Annotated in this window: 18 protein-coding genes and 1 riboswitch; of the genes, 8 read left to right on the forward strand and 10 right to left on the reverse strand. The window is 71.0% G+C overall.

The annotated features are described in order from the left end of the window. The first annotated feature begins 1 nt into the window (after window position 1). From AB0J55_RS44090 to AB0J55_RS44105, 4 genes are all read left to right on the forward strand, one after another. Window positions 2-601, forward strand: coding sequence for a 50S ribosomal protein L25/general stress protein Ctc (locus AB0J55_RS44090; RefSeq protein ID WP_364263597.1), 600 nt, complete (start codon window positions 2-4; stop codon window positions 599-601). 65 nt (window positions 602-666) lie between these two features. Next, window positions 667-1,260 (forward strand): aminoacyl-tRNA hydrolase, encoded by a 594-nt coding sequence (pth, locus tag AB0J55_RS44095; RefSeq protein ID WP_364263600.1) that lies wholly within the window; start codon window positions 667-669, stop codon window positions 1,258-1,260. 21 nt (window positions 1,261-1,281) lie between these two features. Further along, on the forward strand, window positions 1,282-1,599 hold the full coding sequence (locus tag AB0J55_RS44100; RefSeq protein WP_364263603.1) for a DivIVA domain-containing protein: 318 nt from the start codon (window positions 1,282-1,284) through the stop codon (window positions 1,597-1,599). A 179-nt stretch (window positions 1,600-1,778) separates the two neighbouring features. Beyond that, complete coding sequence (locus AB0J55_RS44105) at window positions 1,779-2,135, forward strand: DivIVA domain-containing protein (RefSeq protein ID WP_364263606.1); 357 nt, start codon at window positions 1,779-1,781, stop codon at window positions 2,133-2,135. A gap of 66 nt (window positions 2,136-2,201) precedes the next feature. Here AB0J55_RS44105 and AB0J55_RS44110 read toward each other — a convergent pair whose 3' ends face one another. The 10 genes from AB0J55_RS44110 to metG form a co-directional block, all read right to left on the reverse strand. Next, complete coding sequence (locus tag AB0J55_RS44110) at window positions 2,202-3,890, reverse strand: fatty acyl-AMP ligase (protein ID WP_364263609.1); 1,689 nt, start codon at window positions 3,888-3,890, stop codon at window positions 2,202-2,204. A 24-nt stretch (window positions 3,891-3,914) separates the two neighbouring features. Further along, window positions 3,915-4,502 (reverse strand): adenylate kinase, encoded by a 588-nt coding sequence (locus AB0J55_RS44115; RefSeq protein ID WP_364263612.1) that lies wholly within the window; start codon window positions 4,500-4,502, stop codon window positions 3,915-3,917. Beyond that, window positions 4,499-6,262, reverse strand: a complete 1,764-nt coding sequence (locus AB0J55_RS44120; protein ID WP_364263615.1) for an ABC-F family ATP-binding cassette domain-containing protein — start codon at window positions 6,260-6,262, stop codon at window positions 4,499-4,501. The genes AB0J55_RS44115 and AB0J55_RS44120 overlap by 4 nt, the downstream gene beginning before the upstream one ends. Window positions 6,263-6,266: 4 nt before the next feature. Further along, window positions 6,267-6,689: an ASCH domain-containing protein gene (locus AB0J55_RS44125; RefSeq protein ID WP_364263617.1), complete on the reverse strand. Its 423-nt coding sequence runs from the start codon at window positions 6,687-6,689 to the stop codon at window positions 6,267-6,269. Next, window positions 6,686-7,648 carry a 4-(cytidine 5'-diphospho)-2-C-methyl-D-erythritol kinase gene (locus AB0J55_RS44130; protein WP_364263620.1) on the reverse strand — a complete coding sequence of 321 codons (963 nt, stop codon included), beginning with the start codon at window positions 7,646-7,648 and terminating at the stop codon, window positions 6,686-6,688. The genes AB0J55_RS44125 and AB0J55_RS44130 overlap by 4 nt, the downstream gene beginning before the upstream one ends. Before the next feature lie 69 nt (window positions 7,649-7,717). Next, window positions 7,718-8,731 (reverse strand): ATP-binding cassette domain-containing protein, encoded by a 1,014-nt coding sequence (locus AB0J55_RS44135; RefSeq protein WP_364263623.1) that lies wholly within the window; start codon window positions 8,729-8,731, stop codon window positions 7,718-7,720. 209 nt (window positions 8,732-8,940) lie between these two features. Next, window positions 8,941-9,031: riboswitch (SAM riboswitch) on the reverse strand. Window positions 9,032-9,172: 141 nt separating this feature from the next. Beyond that, window positions 9,173-10,009 carry a 16S rRNA (adenine(1518)-N(6)/adenine(1519)-N(6))-dimethyltransferase RsmA gene (gene rsmA, locus AB0J55_RS44140; RefSeq protein ID WP_364263626.1) on the reverse strand — a complete coding sequence of 279 codons (837 nt, stop codon included), beginning with the start codon at window positions 10,007-10,009 and terminating at the stop codon, window positions 9,173-9,175. A 126-nt stretch (window positions 10,010-10,135) separates the two neighbouring features. After that, window positions 10,136-11,560, reverse strand: a complete 1,425-nt coding sequence (locus AB0J55_RS44145; RefSeq protein ID WP_364263629.1) for a transglycosylase family protein — start codon at window positions 11,558-11,560, stop codon at window positions 10,136-10,138. Between the two features lie 287 nt (window positions 11,561-11,847). Next, on the reverse strand, window positions 11,848-12,684 hold the full coding sequence (locus tag AB0J55_RS44150) for a TatD family hydrolase (RefSeq protein ID WP_364263632.1): 837 nt from the start codon (window positions 12,682-12,684) through the stop codon (window positions 11,848-11,850). 9 nt (window positions 12,685-12,693) lie between these two features. Continuing rightward, window positions 12,694-14,490 (reverse strand): methionine--tRNA ligase, encoded by a 1,797-nt coding sequence (metG, locus tag AB0J55_RS44155; protein WP_364263635.1) that lies wholly within the window; start codon window positions 14,488-14,490, stop codon window positions 12,694-12,696. 52 nt (window positions 14,491-14,542) lie between these two features. On the opposite strand from metG, the gene AB0J55_RS44160 reads away from it, so the two are divergent. The 4 genes from AB0J55_RS44160 (at window position 14,543) to AB0J55_RS44175 (ending at window position 17,649) form a co-directional block, all read left to right on the forward strand. Beyond that, a complete protein-coding gene (locus AB0J55_RS44160; RefSeq protein WP_364263638.1) occupies window positions 14,543-15,142 on the forward strand; it encodes a PadR family transcriptional regulator in 600 nt (199 codons plus the stop codon). 82 nt (window positions 15,143-15,224) lie between these two features. Then, window positions 15,225-16,202, forward strand: a complete 978-nt coding sequence (locus AB0J55_RS44165; RefSeq protein ID WP_364263641.1) for an ATP-binding cassette domain-containing protein — start codon at window positions 15,225-15,227, stop codon at window positions 16,200-16,202. Then, window positions 16,192-16,956, forward strand: a complete 765-nt coding sequence (locus AB0J55_RS44170) for an ABC transporter permease (RefSeq protein WP_364263644.1) — start codon at window positions 16,192-16,194, stop codon at window positions 16,954-16,956. Before AB0J55_RS44165 ends, AB0J55_RS44170 begins: the two co-directional genes overlap by 11 nt. A 78-nt stretch (window positions 16,957-17,034) precedes the next feature. Beyond that, window positions 17,035-17,649: a GH25 family lysozyme gene (locus AB0J55_RS44175; RefSeq protein ID WP_364263647.1), complete on the forward strand. Its 615-nt coding sequence runs from the start codon at window positions 17,035-17,037 to the stop codon at window positions 17,647-17,649. The last annotated feature ends 4 nt before the right edge of the window (window positions 17,650-17,653 follow it).

The following is a 17,653-nucleotide window of genomic DNA, read 5'->3' on the forward strand; positions in this document are numbered from 1 at the left end:
CGTGTCCGAGGTACGTCTGTCCGTCGAGCCGCGCACCGAGTTCGGCAAGGGCGCCGCGCGCCGCACGCGTCGCGCCGGCAAGATCCCCGCCGTCCTCTACGGCCACGGCGCGGACCCGCGGCACTTCGCGCTGCCCGCGATCGAGTTCGCCCGCGTCGTGCGCGAGAACGGCTCGAACGCCGTCATCACGCTGGACCTGGAGGGCTCCAGCGAGCTGGCGCTGACCAAGACCATCGTGGTGCACCCGCTGAAGAACTACATCGAGCACGTCGACCTGCTGGTCGTCAAGCGCGGCGAGAAGGTCACCGTCGACGTCCCGGTCGTCGTCTCCGGCACCCCCGGCCCCGGCGGCCTGGTCAACCAGGACGTCGACACGCTGCAGGTCGAGGTCGAGGCGCTGCACATCCCGGAGCAGGTCGAGGTCTCGATCGAGGGCGCCGAGGTCGGCACCCAGATCCTGGCCGGCCAGATCGAGCTGCCGCAGGGCGCGACCCTGGTCACCGACCCGGAGTCGCTCGTCGTGGCCGTCAACGAGCCGCAGCGTGAAGAGACCGGCGACGAGGCCGAAGCTGGCGAAGAGTCGGCCGAAGCCGCCGAATAGCCTCCGCCTTCCTCCCCGCCACCACCCTCAACGGAGGAGCTTCGCTCCACTGTTACCTTTTTCGCATGACCGAAGACCTGCCCGGGGCCGGCGAGCTGATCCTGCTCGCCGGCCTCGGCAATCCGGGGCCCCAGTACGCCGGAAACCGGCACAATGTCGGCTTCATGGTGCTGGACGAGCTCGCCGCCCGCGTCGGCGGCAGGTTCAAGGCGCACAAGACCGGCGGTGACGTCCTCGAAGGCCGGCTGGCCGGCCGCCGCGTGGTGCTGGTGAAGCCGCGGTCGTACATGAACCTCTCCGGCGGGCCCGTGGTGGGCGCGGCGAAGTTCTACAAGGTGCCGCCGTCCGGCATCGTCGTGGTGCACGACGAGCTCGACGTCGACTTCGGCGCGCTGAAGCTCAAGTTCGGCGGCGGCGACAACGGCCACAACGGCCTCCGCTCGATCACGAAGTCGCTGGGCACCCGCGACTACTACCGGGTGCGGTTCGGCATCGGCCGCCCGCCCGGCCGGCAGGACCCGGCGGACTTCGTCCTGAAGGACTTTTCGACGGTCGAGCGCAAGGAACTCCCCTTCGAGGTGGACCGGTGCGCGGACGCGGCCGAGGCGCTGGTCGGGACCGGCCTCGCGGCCGCGCAGAACTCCTTCCACGCAGGCTGACACGGGTGGCGAGGTGAGAGCATGACCCCCGAGGAAGTCCGGGCGATCGCCTTCGGCAAGCCCCGGTTCGGCCGTCGCGGCTACAACGAGGACGAGGTCGACGCGTTCCTCGACCTCATCGCGGAGGCACTCGCCGGGCGGAACATCCTCACCCCCGACGACATCCACTACGTCGAGTTCACGATCATGCCGGTCGGCATGCGCAGCTACGACCAGGCCCAGGTCGACCTGTTCCTCGACGAGGCGGAGGCGGCGCTCGTGGCGCTGCGGAACCCGCGCCCGGCGGTGGCCGAGCAGGAGCGCCCGCAGGGGCCGCGGAAGTGGTTCGGCCGCAGCTGACGAGATGTCACCCTGTGAAGCCGGTTACACACCGCTCGGTAGCGCCGCTTCACCCGAAGGCGGCGCGCGGCCGCCCTTCGGGGTGAGCTTCGGGTTCGCCTCTTCCGGGGGAACCCGTCCCCGGGTTAGGACGGTGTACGGGAGTTCGCACCCGCCCGACCCCGGAGACGGAGAGTTCCATGTCGTTCACCGCCGAAGACCTCGCCGAGGTCACCTTCGGTAACGCCCCGATCGGCCGCCGCGGTTACGCGAAGCACGAGGTCGACGAGTTCGTCCGGCGGATCGCCAAGACACTCGCCGACGAGGACGACCTGACCGCCGCCGAAGTGCACCACGTGATGTTCGCGAAGCCGCTGATCGGCAAGCGCGGCTACGACGAGCGCGAAGTCGACGAGTTCCTCGACGCAGTGGAGGACCAGCTGGCCGCCCGCACCGGCCAGGCCCCGGACCTCCCGGGCGCCCGCACGGCCCCGGAAGCCACCGCCGAGCTCGCCGACCCGCCCACGCTCCGCGCGGTGCGCGTCCAGCAGCGCTGACCCCTGCCTCAAGCGCCCCAACGTGGCGTTGGTTGCGCTCAACGCACCCAATGTGGCGCGCTCGGGTCAGGCGTCGGCGTTCTTCTTGATCTTGTCCGCGAACTGCTGGGCCGTCGCCGCGCGCTTGACCTTGCCCGACGGTGTCTTCGGGAGGCTGCCCGCCGGCAGCACGACCACCGCGTACGGGCGCATGTCGACGGCGTCGCGGACCCGGGCCGACACCTGCTTCATCAGGTTCTTTTCGGCTTCGGCGTCGCCCGCCAGCTTCGATTCGACGACCACCGCGAACCGCTCGCGGCGGCTGCCCGCGTCCAGCCGGACCGCCACCGCGTTGCCCGCGCGCACGCCTTCGACGGAGGTGGCCGCGCGCTCGATGTCCGTCGGGTACAGGTTGCGGCCGCCCATGATGATGACGTCCTTGCGGCGGCCGCAGATGACGATCTGGCCGTCCACCAGGTACCCGAGGTCGCCGGTGTTCAGCCAGCCCTCGTCGTCCTGGGTGGCGACCGGGCCGTCCATGGTCAGGTAGCCGGGGGTCACGGCCTCGCCGCGCAGCCGGATTTCGCCGACCTCGCGCTCGCCGGCCCGCTCGCCCGCGTCGTTGACGATCTCCGCTTCCAGCCCGTCGAGCGGCCGGCCGAGCAGCGCGAACGACCGGACGCTGTCGGTGCCGCGCCGCGGGTCGCCTTCGGGCACCGGCACCGCGCGGTTCTCCGCCTCCAGCGCGGCCGCCTCGACGACGTCGAGGGTGAGGCCGGTGAACAGCGGCGCGAACGACACGGCGAGCGTCGCTTCGGCCATGCCGTAGGCCGGGAAGACGCATTCCGCGGGCATCTTGAACCGCGCGCCGGCGTCCACGAAGGTCTGGACGGCGGTCTCGTCGATGGGCTCGGCGCCGTTCAGGGCGATGCGCAGCTTCGAGAGGTCGTAGGCGTCGTCTTCGTCGACGCGGGCCATCCGGCGCCCGACGATGGCGTAGGCGAAGTTCGGAGCCGCGGTCGTGGTGCCGTGGTACTTCGTGATGAGCTCGGGCCAGATCAGCGGCCCGGAGAGGAACTCCACCGGGGTGATCTTGACCAGCTCCACGCCGAAGGTCATCGGCACGGTCAGGAAGCCGACCATCCCCATGTCGTGGAACGTCGGCAGCCACGACACCATGACGTCGGTGTCGAAGTCGAACTCGGCGCGCTCGACCATGGCCTTGACGTTGGAGTACAGGTTCCCGTAGGTGATCCGCACGGCCTTCGGGTCGGCGGTCGAGCCGCTGGTGAGCTGCAGCAGCGCGGTGTCGCCCTCGTCGGTGGCGACGACGTCCGCGAGCGGCTCGGCGGCGGCCAGCTCGGTGATGAGCTTGAAGCCGATACCCTTCTGCTCAAGCACGGGCGCGAGCTGGTCGAAGGGCTCGCCCAGGAGCACGAGGTCGGAGCCGATCATCCCGAGCACGCGGACGGTGTCCTCGGCCCACTCGGCGAGATCGGTGCGCGGGGTCGGCTGGTGCAGCATGGTGACGCTGCCCCCGGCCAGCCAGACGGCCTGCACGGTGGGCGCGATCAGCACCGGCGCGGCGGCCAGCACCGCAACGGCACCCCCGCGCTCGAACCCGCCGGCCACCAGGCCCCCGGCGATCCGCCGGGCCTCGGCGTGCACCTCGGCCCAGGTCCGCCGGACCGGCTCCTTCGGCTCCCCGGTGACCATGCCGCGCTGCTGCCCCCGCTGCGTCGCGGTGGCGACGAGCGTGTCCACGAACCTGCTCATGGCTGGAACATTACTGTCTGGACGTCAACATCCGCCGAGCAACGCGGAAACGGGTCCCCGCAGCCACCGGTCCACCTGGCGCTGCCCCCGCAGCCGGACGACGACGAGATCGGGGTAGCGGTCCTCGTCGACCACCTTCCGGACCCGGGCGCGCATGATCGGGTGGTACCGCCACGAGACCCGGACGATGTGCTCGCGGTCGGTGAAGAACGTGCGCAGCGGCCCTTCCACGTTGCCGGCGGCGATCTTCGACCCCCGCCCGACGCGACGCAGCAGCGTACGCCGGACGACCCGGGCCACCGTCAGCGCACGCGGGTGGTCGAGCCAGACCAGCACGTCGAGCCGGGCGGTCATCCGCTCGCGGACCGCTTCGCCCTGCCACTCGATGGCCCAGACGTCGTTCTCCAGGTACTCGAGGACGTCGGCCTGCCACGTCTCCCGCACGGTCCAGCCGGGGCCGTGGAAGAACGATTCGAACTCGACGTACGGCACCCCGAGGCGTTCGCACAGCGTGCGGGCCAGGGTCGACTTGCCCGCCCCCGCGGGGCCGGCCACGGCGATCCGCCGGAGCGGCCGCCCGCCGAGGGGGTCGTCCGGCCCGATGACCTTCATTCCAGCAGCTCGGAAGTCTCCAGCCAGCGCCCTTCGACGTCCTCGATCTCGCCCTGGACGCCCTTCAGCTCCGCGTTCAGCTCCATCAGCTTCGCCGGGTCCGTCGCCGCGGCCAGCAGCGATGCGTGGAGCTTCTCCTCCTTCGCGTGCAGCTGGTCGAGCTTGCGCTCCAGCCGGCCGAGCTCCTTCTGGGCCGCGCGCAGGTCCGCCGCCGACTTCTTCGCCTCGGTTTTGGCCGCGGACGGCGCCGGGGCTGCCTCGGGGCGGGCCGCCGCGCGGCGGTTCAGGTACTCCTCGATGCCGCCCGGCAGGTGGGTGATGCGGCCGTCGCCGAACAACGCGACGATCGTGTCGCACACCCGCTCCACCAGGTAGCGGTCGTGCGACACCACGACCATCGTGCCCGGCCAGCCGTCGAGGAGGTCCTCCAGCTGCTGCAGCGTGTCGATGTCCAGGTCGTTCGTCGGCTCGTCGAGCAGCAGCACGTTCGGCTCGGCCATCAGCAGCCGGCACAGCTGCAGCCGCCGGCGCTCGCCACCCGACAGGTCCGCCACCGGCGTCCACTGGCGGGCCGCCGGGAAGCCGAGCTTCTCGCCCAGCTGCGACGCCGTCATCTCCTGCTTGCCGAACACCACGCGCCCGGCCACCTGCTCGATCGCCTGCAGCACGCGCAGGTCGCCGGGCAGGTCGTCGAGCTCCTGGCGCAGGTGCGCGAGCGCGACCGTCTTGCCCTCGATCCGGCGGCCCGTCGTGCCCTCGACGTCGCCACCGAGCAGCTTCAGCAGCGACGTCTTGCCCGAGCCGTTGACGCCGACCAGGCCGATCCGGTCGCCCGGCCCGATCCGCCAGGTGACGTGGTCGAGCAGCTTCCGGTCACCGACCTGGTACGTCGTGTCTTCCAGCTCCAGCACGGTCTTGCCCAGCCGGCGCTTCGCGAACGCCTGCAGCTCGACGGAATCCCGCGGCGGCGGGACGTCGGCGATCAGCGCCTCGGCCGCCTCGACGCGGTAACGCGGCTTCGACGAGCGCGCCTGCGGGCCGCGGCGCAGCCACGCCAGCTCCTTGCGGGCCAGGTTCTGCCGCTTCTCCTCGGCCGTCGCGGCCAGCCGCGCCCGCTCCGCGCGCGCGAAGATCCAGTCGGCGTAACCACCTTCGTACTGCTCGACGCGGCCGTTCGCGACCTCCCACGTCAGGGTCGCGACGGTGTCGAGGAACCACCGGTCGTGCGTGACGACCACGACCGCGATCCGCCGGGTCAGCAGGTGGTCGGCGAGCCACTGGACACCTTCGACGTCCAAGTGGTTCGTCGGTTCGTCGAGCACGATGAGGTCGAGCTCACCGGTCAGCGCAGCCGCCAGCGAAACCCGGCGCCGCTCGCCGCCGGAGAGGTTCGCGGTCGGCGTGTCGAGCCCGATCGCGGTGATGCCCAACCCGTCCACAATGGACCGGACGCGCGCGTCGGCCGCCCATTCGTGCTCGGCGCCGTAGCGTTCGAGCACGACCTCGCCGACACTGCTGCCGTCCGGCAGCTCCGTCCGCTGGGTGACGACGGCCATCCGCAGGCCGCCGACATGGCTCACCCGCCCGGAATCCGGCTCGGCGAGTCCGGAAAGGACTTCCAGCAGGGTGGTCTTCCCGCCGCCGTTGAGGCCGACGACGCCGATGCGCTGCCCGGCCGCGACACCCAGCGACACGCCGTCCAGGAGCGGGCGAACCCCATAGGACTTGCTCACCGACTCGAGATTGACCAGGTTGGCCATCCGTTCAGCCGATCCTCTCTTTGGGGGACACTGCCACGACGATGAACCGGGTCGCCACGACCATGGTCGTGTCGTCCACGGTGAACTCCGGATCTTCCATGGCCGCGCGCATTTCCTCGCTCTGCCAGTAGGCGGTGTGGTCGGCGCGCCATTCGGCGACGCTCGTGAAACCCTCGCCCTCGTCGAGCGCGTGCTGCAGGTCCACTTCGGACAGTGGGATGATCCGCACCTCGGTGGTTTCGAGCACCGCGACCCCCGCGCCCGCCGAGTCGATCATCAGCTCGCGCTCGCCGACGACGGGCAGCTCTTCGCCGAACTTCTCGTACTCCGCGACCAGGCCGGTGGTCGATGTCTTCTCCCCGCGCAGGATCGCCGCGACCAGCTTGTCGCGCAACGGTCCCGGAAACGCGAACTCGGCGTGCTTCATGCGTGCACCCGCGGCGGCGTCGGCCGGTTCGCGTCGTCGCCGCCGACCACGCGGGCGCCCGGGACCGGGCCGTGGGCCACGCGGACCGTCCGGCACACGCCCGCGCCCGACAGCTCGGCCGCGACCTCCACCGCCGACTGCCCGTCCTCGCAGAGGAACGCGCACGTCGGGCCGGAACCGGACACCGTGCCCGCGAGCGCGCCCGCGTTCACCCCCGCCCGGAGCGTGCGGCGCAGGTCGGGCCGCAGTGAGACGGCCGCGGCCTGCAGGTCGTTGCCCAGCAGCAGGGCCAGCTGGCGCGGATCGCCCGAGGCCAGCGCCTCGACGACCGGCGTGTGCGAGCCGATCCGGGGCGGGTTGCCCGCCGCGCGCAGGCGGTCCAGCTCGCCGAACACCTTCGGCGTCGACAGCCCTTCGGCGGCGAACGCCAGCACCCAGTGGAACGTGTGCCGCGACAGCACCGGGACCAGCTGCTCGCCGCGGCCGGTGCCCAGCGCGGTGCCGCCGTAGAGCGCGAACGGGACGTCGCTGCCCAGGCCGGCGGCGATCTCGGCCAGTTCGTCGCGGGTGACGTCGAGATTCCAGAGCGAGGCGAGGCCGACCAGCGTCGCCGCCGCGTCGGCGCTGCCGCCCGCCATGCCGCCGGCGACCGGGATGCCCTTGCGCAGCACCACCCGGACCTTCGGCTCGCCGGTGCGCCCGACGTGCGCGGCCAGCGCTTCGACGGCCCGCCAGGCCAGGTTTTCGGGACCGGTCGGGACCGAGCCCTCCCCCTCGCCGTAGACCTCGATGCCGGGCTCTTCGGTGACCGCGACGGTCACCTCGTCGGTCAGCGACAGCGCCTGGAACACGGTGACCAGCTCGTGGTAACCGTCTTCACGCAGGTCGTCGACCGAAAGGTGCAGGTTGACCTTGGCCGGGACCCGGACGGTGACTGGGGGCGGAACTACGGCGAGCACCCGACCAGCCTACGTGCCCGCGGAAACGCCCCGATGCGACCTGCGCATCGGGGCGTCTTCGGGGAGAGATCAGGCGGCCGCGACACCCTGCGGGCCACGCGCGGTGTGCGTCACGTGGCCGCCGCGCTCGGCGACCCAGGCCAGGGCCGCGTCGGCCCGCTCGCCGCGGACACCCAGGCGGAACCGGCCGACCGGCGTGTCGCCGATGCGGGTCAGGCCGCCGCCGATGGTGGCGAACTCGACGTCGAACCGGCCCGCGGCCTCCGGCAGCAGCGCCCCGACCGAGGCGAAGCCGACCAGCACGACGTCCGCCGAGCGGTCGTAGCGCGCCGCCTGCGAGCGGGTGGTCTCGATGGCCGGCAGCAGCGCCTGCGCGGTGCGGCTCGTGGGGTCGGAGATCAGGTCGAGCACCGTGCCGCGCTCGACGACCGTGCCGTCCTCCAGCACCGCGACGTCGTCGCAGACCCGGCGGACCACGCCCGCGTCCGGCGTCGTGACGACGACCGTGACCCCCAGCTCGGACCGGGCCCGGTCGAGGACGGTGAGCACCGCGCCGGCCTCCTCCGGGTCGACACCGGCGGTCGGGTCGTCGGCGAGCAGGACGGCGGGAGCCGCCGCGAGGGCCTTCGCGACCGCGACGCGGCGAAGCTGACCGGCGGACAGCTCGCCGGGGCGCTGGGCCGCGCGCGGGGTCAGGCCGACGAGGTCCAGCAGCGAGCCGACCCGGCTGCGGCGCTGCGGGCCGTCGACGCCGAGCTGCTCGAGCGGGGAAGCGATGTTGCCGGCGATCGTGCGCTCGGCGATCAGCTCCGGCTTCGTCGAGACGACGCCGAGCTGACGGCGGATCTCGCGGAGGCGGCGGCCGTCGAGGGTGCCGGTGTTGAGGCCGTCGAGGCGGACGACACCGCGGTCGGGCCGCTCCTGCAGCGCGATGCACCGGGCGAGGACGGACTTGCCGGAGCCGGCCGGACCGACCACGCCGAACAGCGAGCCGGCCTGGACGTCAACGCTCACGTCCCGCAGCGCGACGACCGAGTTTCCGTTGGAGGCAAAGGATTTGGACAGGTTTTCGACGGTGATCACGAAGGCTCCTGAAAACGGGGTGCGCGCATGGCGCAGCACCCGGCCGCAAGCGAGTTCCGTCCTTTTCGGACGGTGCATGAAGAAGAGGTGGACCGGCTCGGACTAGCTCAGCGGGAGCGTCGACACGCGGTCACGGAGCGGCGGCCTTCGTCGACGACGCGACGCCTGGTCAGGAGCAGGGGGCGGGCTACCCTCTTCATCGAAAACGGCCTCCATCGGTCCTGGCGGTAGCACCTGCCCTGTGGAGGGTGGTTGCTGCGACTTCGGCGAGCCAGGTCTCTCAGTCGCTCGGGATGGACGTACTGAGTAAAACCGATCCCGAGGAGCGAACGCAAGCCCGTTGGCCCAGATCACACGAGTGGCGGTGTCCGGATGACGGGATCACGGGCGGCGAAGGAGTATTTTCACGCCTCCACTGTGGAGTTCGAAAGCCGTGGAGGGCTAACGCGCGGCGGCGATCCGGGCGAAGTCGTGCACGTCCAGCTGCTCGCCACGGGTCTTCGGGTCGATCCCGGCGGCCGTCAGCAGCTCGCCGGCCCGCTCGGCCGAGCCCGCCCAGCCCGCGAGCGCGGCGCGGAGGGTCTTCCTGCGTTGTGAGAAGGCGGCGTCGACCAAGCCGAAGAGCCGGTCCCGGTCGCCGGACGCCGTCGTGCCGGCGCGTTCGAAGGCGACGAGCGCGGAATCGACGTTCGGCACCGGCCAGAACACCGAACGTGGCACGGCGGCGACCTTGCGTGCCGAGCCGTACCAGGCGAGCTTGACGCTCGGGACGCCGTAGATCCGGCTGCCGGGGCCGGCGGCCATCCGGTCGGCGACCTCGGTCTGGACCATCACGAGCCCGGTGCGGAGCGAGGGCACTTCGGCCAGCAGGTGCAGCACGACCGGCACGGCGACGTTGTACGGCAGGTTGGCGACGAGTGCGGTCGGCTCGCCCAGGTCCTCGCGCGTGACGCGCAGCGCGTCGGCCCCGACGACGGTGAGGTTCCCGGCCGTCTCGGGCCCGCGTTCGGCGACCGTCTTCGGCAGCCGCTCGGCGAGCTTGGGGTCGATCTCGACGGCGACGACCCGCGCGCCGGTGGCGAGCAGCCCGAGGGTCAGCGACCCGAGCCCGGGCCCGACCTCGAGCACGACGTCGTCCGGGGTGATCCCGGCGAGCTCGACGATCCGGCGGACGGTGTTGGGATCGTGCACGAAGTTCTGCCCGAGCTTCTTGGTCGGCCGCACGTCCAGTTCGGCCGCCAGCGCCCGGATCTCGGCCGGTCCCAGCAGTTCAACCACCGGACGAGCGTACCCAGGCGGTCGGTTGGCGTACCTGGACGGTCGGTTCGCGTACCTGGAGGGTCGGTTCGGGGCACGCGGAACGGCCCCCGTCCACGGGGGACGGGGGCCGTTTCCGGGAAAGTGTCAGGCCTTCTTGCCGCAGACCGGCCAGGCGCCGTAGCCACCACGGGCGTCGCGGACCTTCTCCGCCACCGCGATCTGCTGCTCGCGGGTGGCCTGGCTCGGCAGCGCCGCGTACTGGGAGCCGCCGTAGGCGTTCCAGGTCTGCTTGTCGAACTGGAGGCCGCCGTAGTAGCCGTTGCCGGTGTTGATGGCCCAGTTGCCGCCCGACTCGCACTGCGCGATGCGGTCCCACGCGGAGCCGTCGCCGATGTCGGGGTTCGGGGCCTTCTTGGTGCCGACGTGGATGATCTTGGGCTTGGCCGGGGTGATGACCTGCTCGGAGACGGTCTCCCGCCCGACCTCTTTGCCGTTCTTCTGCGTGACCTTGTAGGTCACCATCTTCTCGCCGGGCGTGCCCGGGTCCTCGACGTTGGTCTTGCCCTTTTCCAGGTCCGGGTCGTCGACGCGCTGCTCCGGCGGGTCGATGCTCTCCTTCTGGGTGACCGTCGAGACGCCGGTGCGGCTGATGTGCACCTCGGCGCCGTCGGTCAGCTTGACGTCCAGGCCGCCCTCGGCCTGGTCCTCCGGGCCCAGGGTGAGCTTGTACTCGCCCAGGAACTCCTTCGTGGTGACCGCCGTCGTCTTCACCTGCTTCGGCGCGTTGGCGCCGTCGAACAGGGTGATGTTCTTCAGGGTCTTGATCTCGACGGTGGCGCCCTGGAGGGGCAGCTCGCCGTCCTTCGGCATCGACATCCACGTGCCGGGCTTGTCCAGGCCGGCCATGCCGAGCTGGGACAGCGCGTCGCCGAGGTGGGTGGCGCGGACCCAGGAGGTGTGCTCCGCGCCGTCGACGATCATCTTCAGCTGGCGGCCGCGCTCGAGCTTGATGACGCCGCCGTCGCCGACCTCGGCCTGCGGGGAGGGGGACAGCGAGTCGTGCTCGCCGACCGACAGGCCCGCGTCCTCGAGCACCTCGCCGACGGTGTCGCCGAACGAGTGCACGGTCTGCTGGTGGCCGTCGACGTCGACGGTGACGCTCTTGTTCATCGCCAGCGCGGCCGCGCCGCCGCCGGCGACGCTGATCATGACGCTGAGGACGGCGCCCTTGAGGAACCGGCGCTTCCAGACCTTGGTGGTCTGGCGGAGGCCCTCGTCCAGAGCCGCGCGACGCGCTTCGGGGGAAGCGGTGCGGTCCTCCTCGAGGCCGTCCGGGATGACGATCGGCGGCAGGTACGTCGTCTCGGCGTTGATCAGCCGGATCAGCTCGTCGACGTCGACGTCGATCTCGGCCATCATCGCGTCGGCATCGGGGCCGAGCGCGGCGAGGATGTCCTGCTGCGTGATGTTCGGGTCGTCGGAGAAGTCGAGCTGGCCGTACGCAGTGTCCTCGAATTCACGGTCGAGGACGGCCGCGGAGCGCGCTCCAGCCTGTCTGCTACCTGTCACCGGGTCGTTCCCTTTCCCAAGACATCGTTCGGGGCGACGTCTTTACGTCTGGGCCCGCAGCCGGCGCCATCGTCACGGTTCCGGGCCGTACCGCTCCCGGTTCCGCTTCCCCGACGTGCACTGACGTGACTGTGGGCGTAACAGTCGGCAACTGCATGCGCAGTACCGACCGGCACGATCACGGGACAGTAACGGGTCGCGGCGGGTTGCGCAAACACCCCCCGGAGTGTCGTGATCTGGGTCACTCATCGGGTGGACGAGCCGGAAACCCTGTTGTCGCAATGCGTTCAACCCGATGTGACGCTGGGGAGTCGGTAGACCCGCTCGGCGGTGGTCCGGACCGCTTCGGCGACTTCGTGGACAGCTTCGCCCCTGAGCGCCGCGAGGTGACGGACGGTGTAGGCGGCGCCGAACGGCTCGTTCGGCCGCCCACGGAACGGGTGGGGGGTCAGAAACGGCGCGTCGGTCTCGACGAGGTACTGGCCCGGCGGGCAGAGCCGGGCCGCCTCGTGGAGCCCCTTCGCGTTCTTGAACGTCACCGTGCCCGCGAAGGAAAGGACAAAGCCCGCGTCGACGCACCGGCGGGCCATTTCCGCGTCCCCGGAAAAACAATGGAAAATTACGGCATCCGGCGCACCCTCTTCGGCCAGGATGCGCAGCACGTCGTCGTGGGCCTCGCGGTCGTGGATCATCAGCGGCTTGCCGAGCCGCTTCGCGAGGTCGATGTGCCAGCGGAACGCCTCCTGCTGGGCGTCGTGCGGCGAGTAGTCCCAGTAGTAGTCCAGGCCGGTCTCGCCGACGGCGACCACGCGCTCGTGCCCGGCCAGGCGCTCGATTTCGGCCTGCTCGGCCTCGCCGAACTCCTTGGTCCGGGTCGGGTGGATCGCGACGGCGGCCCAGACCCTGCGGTCCCAGGTGGTGGCCTCCGCGGCCCAGCGGGCCGAGGCGAGGTCGTCGGCGACCGTGACGACGCGGGCGACGCCGGCGCGCTCGGCGCGGTCGACCATGGCCGTGACATCGGCCGCGGTGACCGCGCCGCACGCGTCGAGATGGGTGTGCGCGTCCACCACCGACACCGGGAGCCGGTCCGGGACCGGCGGCAGCTCGCGCTTCTGTTCACCCATGCGTACTTCTTACTCCTTGGTGATCGGCGCCCACTCCGGACCGGTCTCGCCGAGCGCCGGGTCGAGCTTCGTGAACAGGGGCGACGGCTTCTGCAGCGGCTTGCCGACCTCGATCGGCGTGGACTCCCACTTGGCCTGCTCGGCCGCGTAGTCGCCGGTGAGGATCGGGTTGACCCGGCCGTCGATGTCGAGGTCGTCGACCTCCTTCAGCTCCGGCTGGGCGGCCCAGACGCCGGTGCCGCCGAGGGCCTCGTGCACCTTCTGCGCCGAGTGCGGCAGGAACGGCGTCAGCAGCGTGTTGGCGTCGCTGACCACCTGCAGCGCGGTGTGCAGCACGGTGTCGCGCCGCGCCGGGTCGTCCTTGAGCTTCCACGGCTCCTGGTCGGAGATGTACTTGTTCGCCGCGGTGACGACCTTCATCGCCTCGGCCGCCGCCAGCTTGAACCGGGACCGGGCCAGGTGCGCGCCCGCGGTGTCGAACGCCTTGCGGGACAACGCCTTCAGGTCCTCGTCGGCCGCCGTCGGGGCCTCCGGGCGCGGGATGGCGCCGACGTTCTTGTGCGCCATCGAGATCGACCGGTTGACCAGGTTGCCCCACTCGTTGGCCAGCTCGAAGTTGGTCCGGCGGACGAACTCGTCCCAGGTGAAGTCGGTGTCCTGGGTCTCCGGGCCGGCGACCGAGATGAAGTACCGCAGCGTGTCCGGGCCGAAGTCGCGCAGGAAGTCCTCGACGTAGATGACGACGCCACGCGAGGTCGAGAAGCGCGAGCCGCTCATGGTGAGGAACTCGCTGGAGACGATCTCGTCGGGCAGGTGCAGCTTCCCGTACTTGCCGGGCTCCCCACCGCGATCGCCCTCGCCGTTGTGCCCGAACAGCAGCGCCGGCCAGATCTGGGCGTGGAAGGTGATGTTGTCCTTGCCCATGAAGTAGTAGGACCGCGCGTCCGGGTTGGTCCACCACTCGTGCCACGCCTCGGGGTTGCCCGCCCGGCGGGCCCACTCGACGCTGGCCGAGAAGTACCCGATCACCGCGTCGAACCAGACGTAGAACCGCTTCAGCGGCTGGTCGCGCCAGCCGTCGAGGGGGATCTTGACGCCCCAGTCGAGGTCGCGGGTGATCGGCCGCGGCCGCATGTCGTCGATCAGGTTCTTGGTGAAGTTGAGGACGTTCGGCCGCCAGTCGGTCTTCGTCGACAGCCAGTCGCCGAGGGTCTTGGTGAACGCCGGCAGGTCGAGGAAGTAGTGCTCGGTCTCGACGAACTTCGGCGTCTCGCCGTTGATCCGCGACTTCGGGTTGATCAGCTCGGCGGCGTCGAGCTGGTTGCCGCAGTTGTCGCACTGGTCGCCGCGCGCGCCGTCGTATCCGCAGATCGGGCAGGTGCCCTCGACGTAGCGGTCGGGCAGCGTGCGGCCGGTGGACGGGCTGATCGCGCCGCGCGTGGTCTTCGGCACGACGTAGCCGTTGCGGTTCAGCGCCAGGAAGATCTGCTGCGTGACCTCGGCGTGGTTGCCGGTGGTCGTGCGCGTGAACAGGTCGTAGGTCAGGCCGAGGCCCTGCAGGTCGTTCGCGATCTGCCGGGTGTACTTGTCGGCGGTCTGCTGCGGGGTCAGGCCCTCCCGGTCGGCCTGGACGGTGATCGGGGTGCCGTGTTCGTCGGTGCCGGACACCATGAGCACCCGGTTGCCGGCCATTCGCTGGTAGCGGGAGAAGACGTCGGACGGGACGCCGAATCCGGACACGTGGCCGATGTGGCGGGGGCCGTTGGCGTAGGGCCAGGCCACCGCGGTCAACACAGGGGTGCTCATACCTTATTAGCCTACGGAGGGCGTCACGCGCTTTGTCGAGAGGGAGGCCCGGTTGTCGGCGACACGGTTGCTCGTGCTCGGGGTGGTGCGCATGTACGGCCGCGCGCACGGCTACCAGGTGCGGCGCGAGCTGCTGACCTGGTCGGCGGACAAGTGGGCCAACGTCCAGCCCGGGTCGATCTACCACGCGCTGAAGAAGATGACCGCCGAGGACCTGCTGGAGCAGGTCGACGTCGAGCCGGGCGAGGGCGGCCCGGACCGCACCGCGTACCGGCTCACCGGCGAGGGCGAGCAGGAGTACCAGGTTCTGCTGTCGAAGGCGCTGTCCGACCCGCAGCTCAACCACCCCGACCTGTCGGCCGCGATCTCGCTGATGACCACACTGCCCCGGGCGCGGGTGATCAACCTCCTCCGGCACCGGCTGGTGCACCTGGAGGCCGAGCAGCGGCAGGCGAAGCTGATGCTCGAAGAGCTCAAGGTCAACATGGGGCTCGGCACGCCGGAGCACGTCGGCGAGCTGTACCGGCTGTGGGGCGGGATCACCGACGCGAGCCATGCCTGGCTGGAGCGCCTGATCGAGCGGCTCGAAGCGGGCGAGTACGTGATGGCCGGCGAGTCCGGGGACGCCTTCGGCGCACCACCTCCCGAGTAATCAAGTTTGACTAGAGCATCCTTCTCGGGCACGCTGTGCGCCTCAGCTAGTCAAGTTTGACTATTTTTCGAGAGGGGATCCCATGATCACGGCACGCGGTCTCGAGCGGCGGTTCCGCCGCAAGGGCCGCACTGGGGGCGAAGTCCACGCGGTGAAGGGCGTCGACCTCGACGTCGAAGCGGGCGAGCTGGTCGGCTTCCTCGGGCCCAACGGCGCCGGGAAGACGACCACGCTGCGCATGCTGACCACGCTGCTGAAACCGACCGCGGGCACCGCGACCGTCGGCGGCCGCGACCTGCTGACCGACCCGCTGGGCGTCCGGGAGCGGATCGGGTACGTCGCCCAGGGCGGCGGCACCGCGCCCGAGAGCAAGGTCGCCGACGAGCTGGAGCTGCAGGGCCGGCTCTACCGGATGAGCAAGGCCGACGCGATCGCGCGCGGCGCTGAGCTCGCCGAGCAGCTCGACCTGACCGGGCTGGACCAGCGGCTGACCAAGACGCTCTCGGGCGGCCAGCGGCGGCGGCTCGACATCGCGCTCGGGCTGATCCACTCGCCCGGCCTGGTGTTCCTCGACGAGCCCTCGACCGGCCTCGACCCGCAGAGCCGCGCCAACCTGTGGGACCACATCCGCCGGCTGCGGGCCGAGCAGGGCGTCACCGTCTTCCTCACGACCCACTACCTCGACGAGGCCGACGCGCTGTCGGACCGGCTGATCGTCATCGACGACGGCCGGATCGTCGCCGAAGGGACGCCGGACGCGCTGAAGGCCCGGGTCAACGGCGACCGCGTCGAGGTGGGCGTCGCCCCGGAGCAGGGCGCGGACGCCGCCGAAATCGCCGGGCGGCTCGCGGGCGCCCAGGAGCTGTCCGCCGAGGGCGGGGAGGTCCGGTTCCGGGTGCCGCGCGGCGACGTCGCGCTGCCGGAACTGCTGCGCGCGCTGGACGCGAAGAGCATCCCGATGCTGTCGGTCCAGGTGCACCGGCCCACGCTCGACGACGTTTTCCTGACCTTGACCGGACGGTCGCTGCGGGAAGCGGAGGAGGCCGGCCGTGCTGCGTGACACCTGGCTGATCTTCCGCCGCGAAATGACCGCGGCGCTGCGCAACCCGACGTGGGTGCTGATCGGGATCATGCAGCCGCTGCTGTACCTGTTCCTGTTCGGGCCGCTGATGGTCCGGGCCGTGCAGGCCCAGGGCCTGTCCGAAGTGGACGGCTGGATGCTGCTGACCCCGGCCCTGATCGCCCAGCTGGCGCTGTTCGGCAGCTCGTTCGTCGGCTTCGGGCTGCTGGCCGAGTACCGGTCCGGCGTCGTCGAGCGGTTCCGGGTGACGCCGGTCAGCCGGGTCGCGCTGCTGCTGGGCAAGGTGCTGGCCAGCGCGCTGCAGGCGGTGGTCCAGGCCCTGCTGATCATCGCGCTGGCGTACCTGGCGTTCGACCTGGACGCACCGGTCGGCGGCGTCCTGCTGAGCCTGGTCATCGTGTTCCTGCTGTCGGTGTCGCTGGCGTCGTGCTCGTACGCGCTGGCGCTCACGCTGAAGAGCGAGGAGACGTTCCCCGCCCTGCTCAACGCGGTGCTCATCCCGCTGCTGCTGCTCTCCGGGATCCTGCTGCCGATCACGTCCGGGGCCGCCCCGGCGTGGCTGTACACGATCTCGCAGATCAACCCGTTCCGGCACGTCGTCGACGTCGAGCGGAACACCTTCCGCGGCGACTTCACGATGGACGCCCTGTTCACCGGCAGTGTCGTGGTGCTGGTGATGGCCGTGGTGTCGGTGTGGTGGGGAACACGGACCTTCCAGAAGGAAAACGCCTGATCAACCCGGGGCGTGTCACTGCGGGTCCGCCTCCGGCGACGTATGGTGTGCTCTCCACCGACGGGCCGGGGGCGGACAGTGACAGAGCCGGAGAGCGAACTCGGCATCTCGCTGTCGCACCGCGAACGCGTGGCCGACTGGCAGGCCGTGCGCGCCGCGCAGACCCGGTTCGTGTCGGTGACGATCAGCGAGAACGTCAACTGGAGCAACTCCGCGGCGGAGCGCAACCTGACCGGCGCGCAGGAGGCCGGGCTGCACACCGGCGGACGGCACTACGCGCGGCCCGGCGCGGTGCACGACCAGGCGGACTTCTTCGTGCGGACGGCCAGCAGGCTCGGCGCGTTCGCCCCCGGGTCCCTCGCCCCGGCGCTGGAGGTGGCGGCGCCGAGCGTCGACGACCGGTTCGTCAAGGCGTGGATCAAGCACGTGCGGCACGCGGCGCGCATCGAGCGGGTGCTGGTCTACGCCGACCACGACTGCTGGGCGCACCGGCTGCACCCGGACCGCTGGGCCGACAGCGAGGTCGTGCTGTGGCTGGTCCGGCACAACGGCATCCCCGGGCGGCCGGGCTGGTTCCACTCCCGGCTCGGCGTGCACCAGCACTCGTACGCCCCGGACGTCCCCGGCATCGCCGGGCCGGTGGAGCGGAACGCCGTCGTGTACCCGTTCACATTGGGTGACCTGCTGCTCTGAGTGT

Source organism: Amycolatopsis sp. NPDC049688 (genome assembly GCF_040674975.1).
Classification (GTDB): domain Bacteria; phylum Actinomycetota; class Actinomycetes; order Mycobacteriales; family Pseudonocardiaceae; genus Amycolatopsis.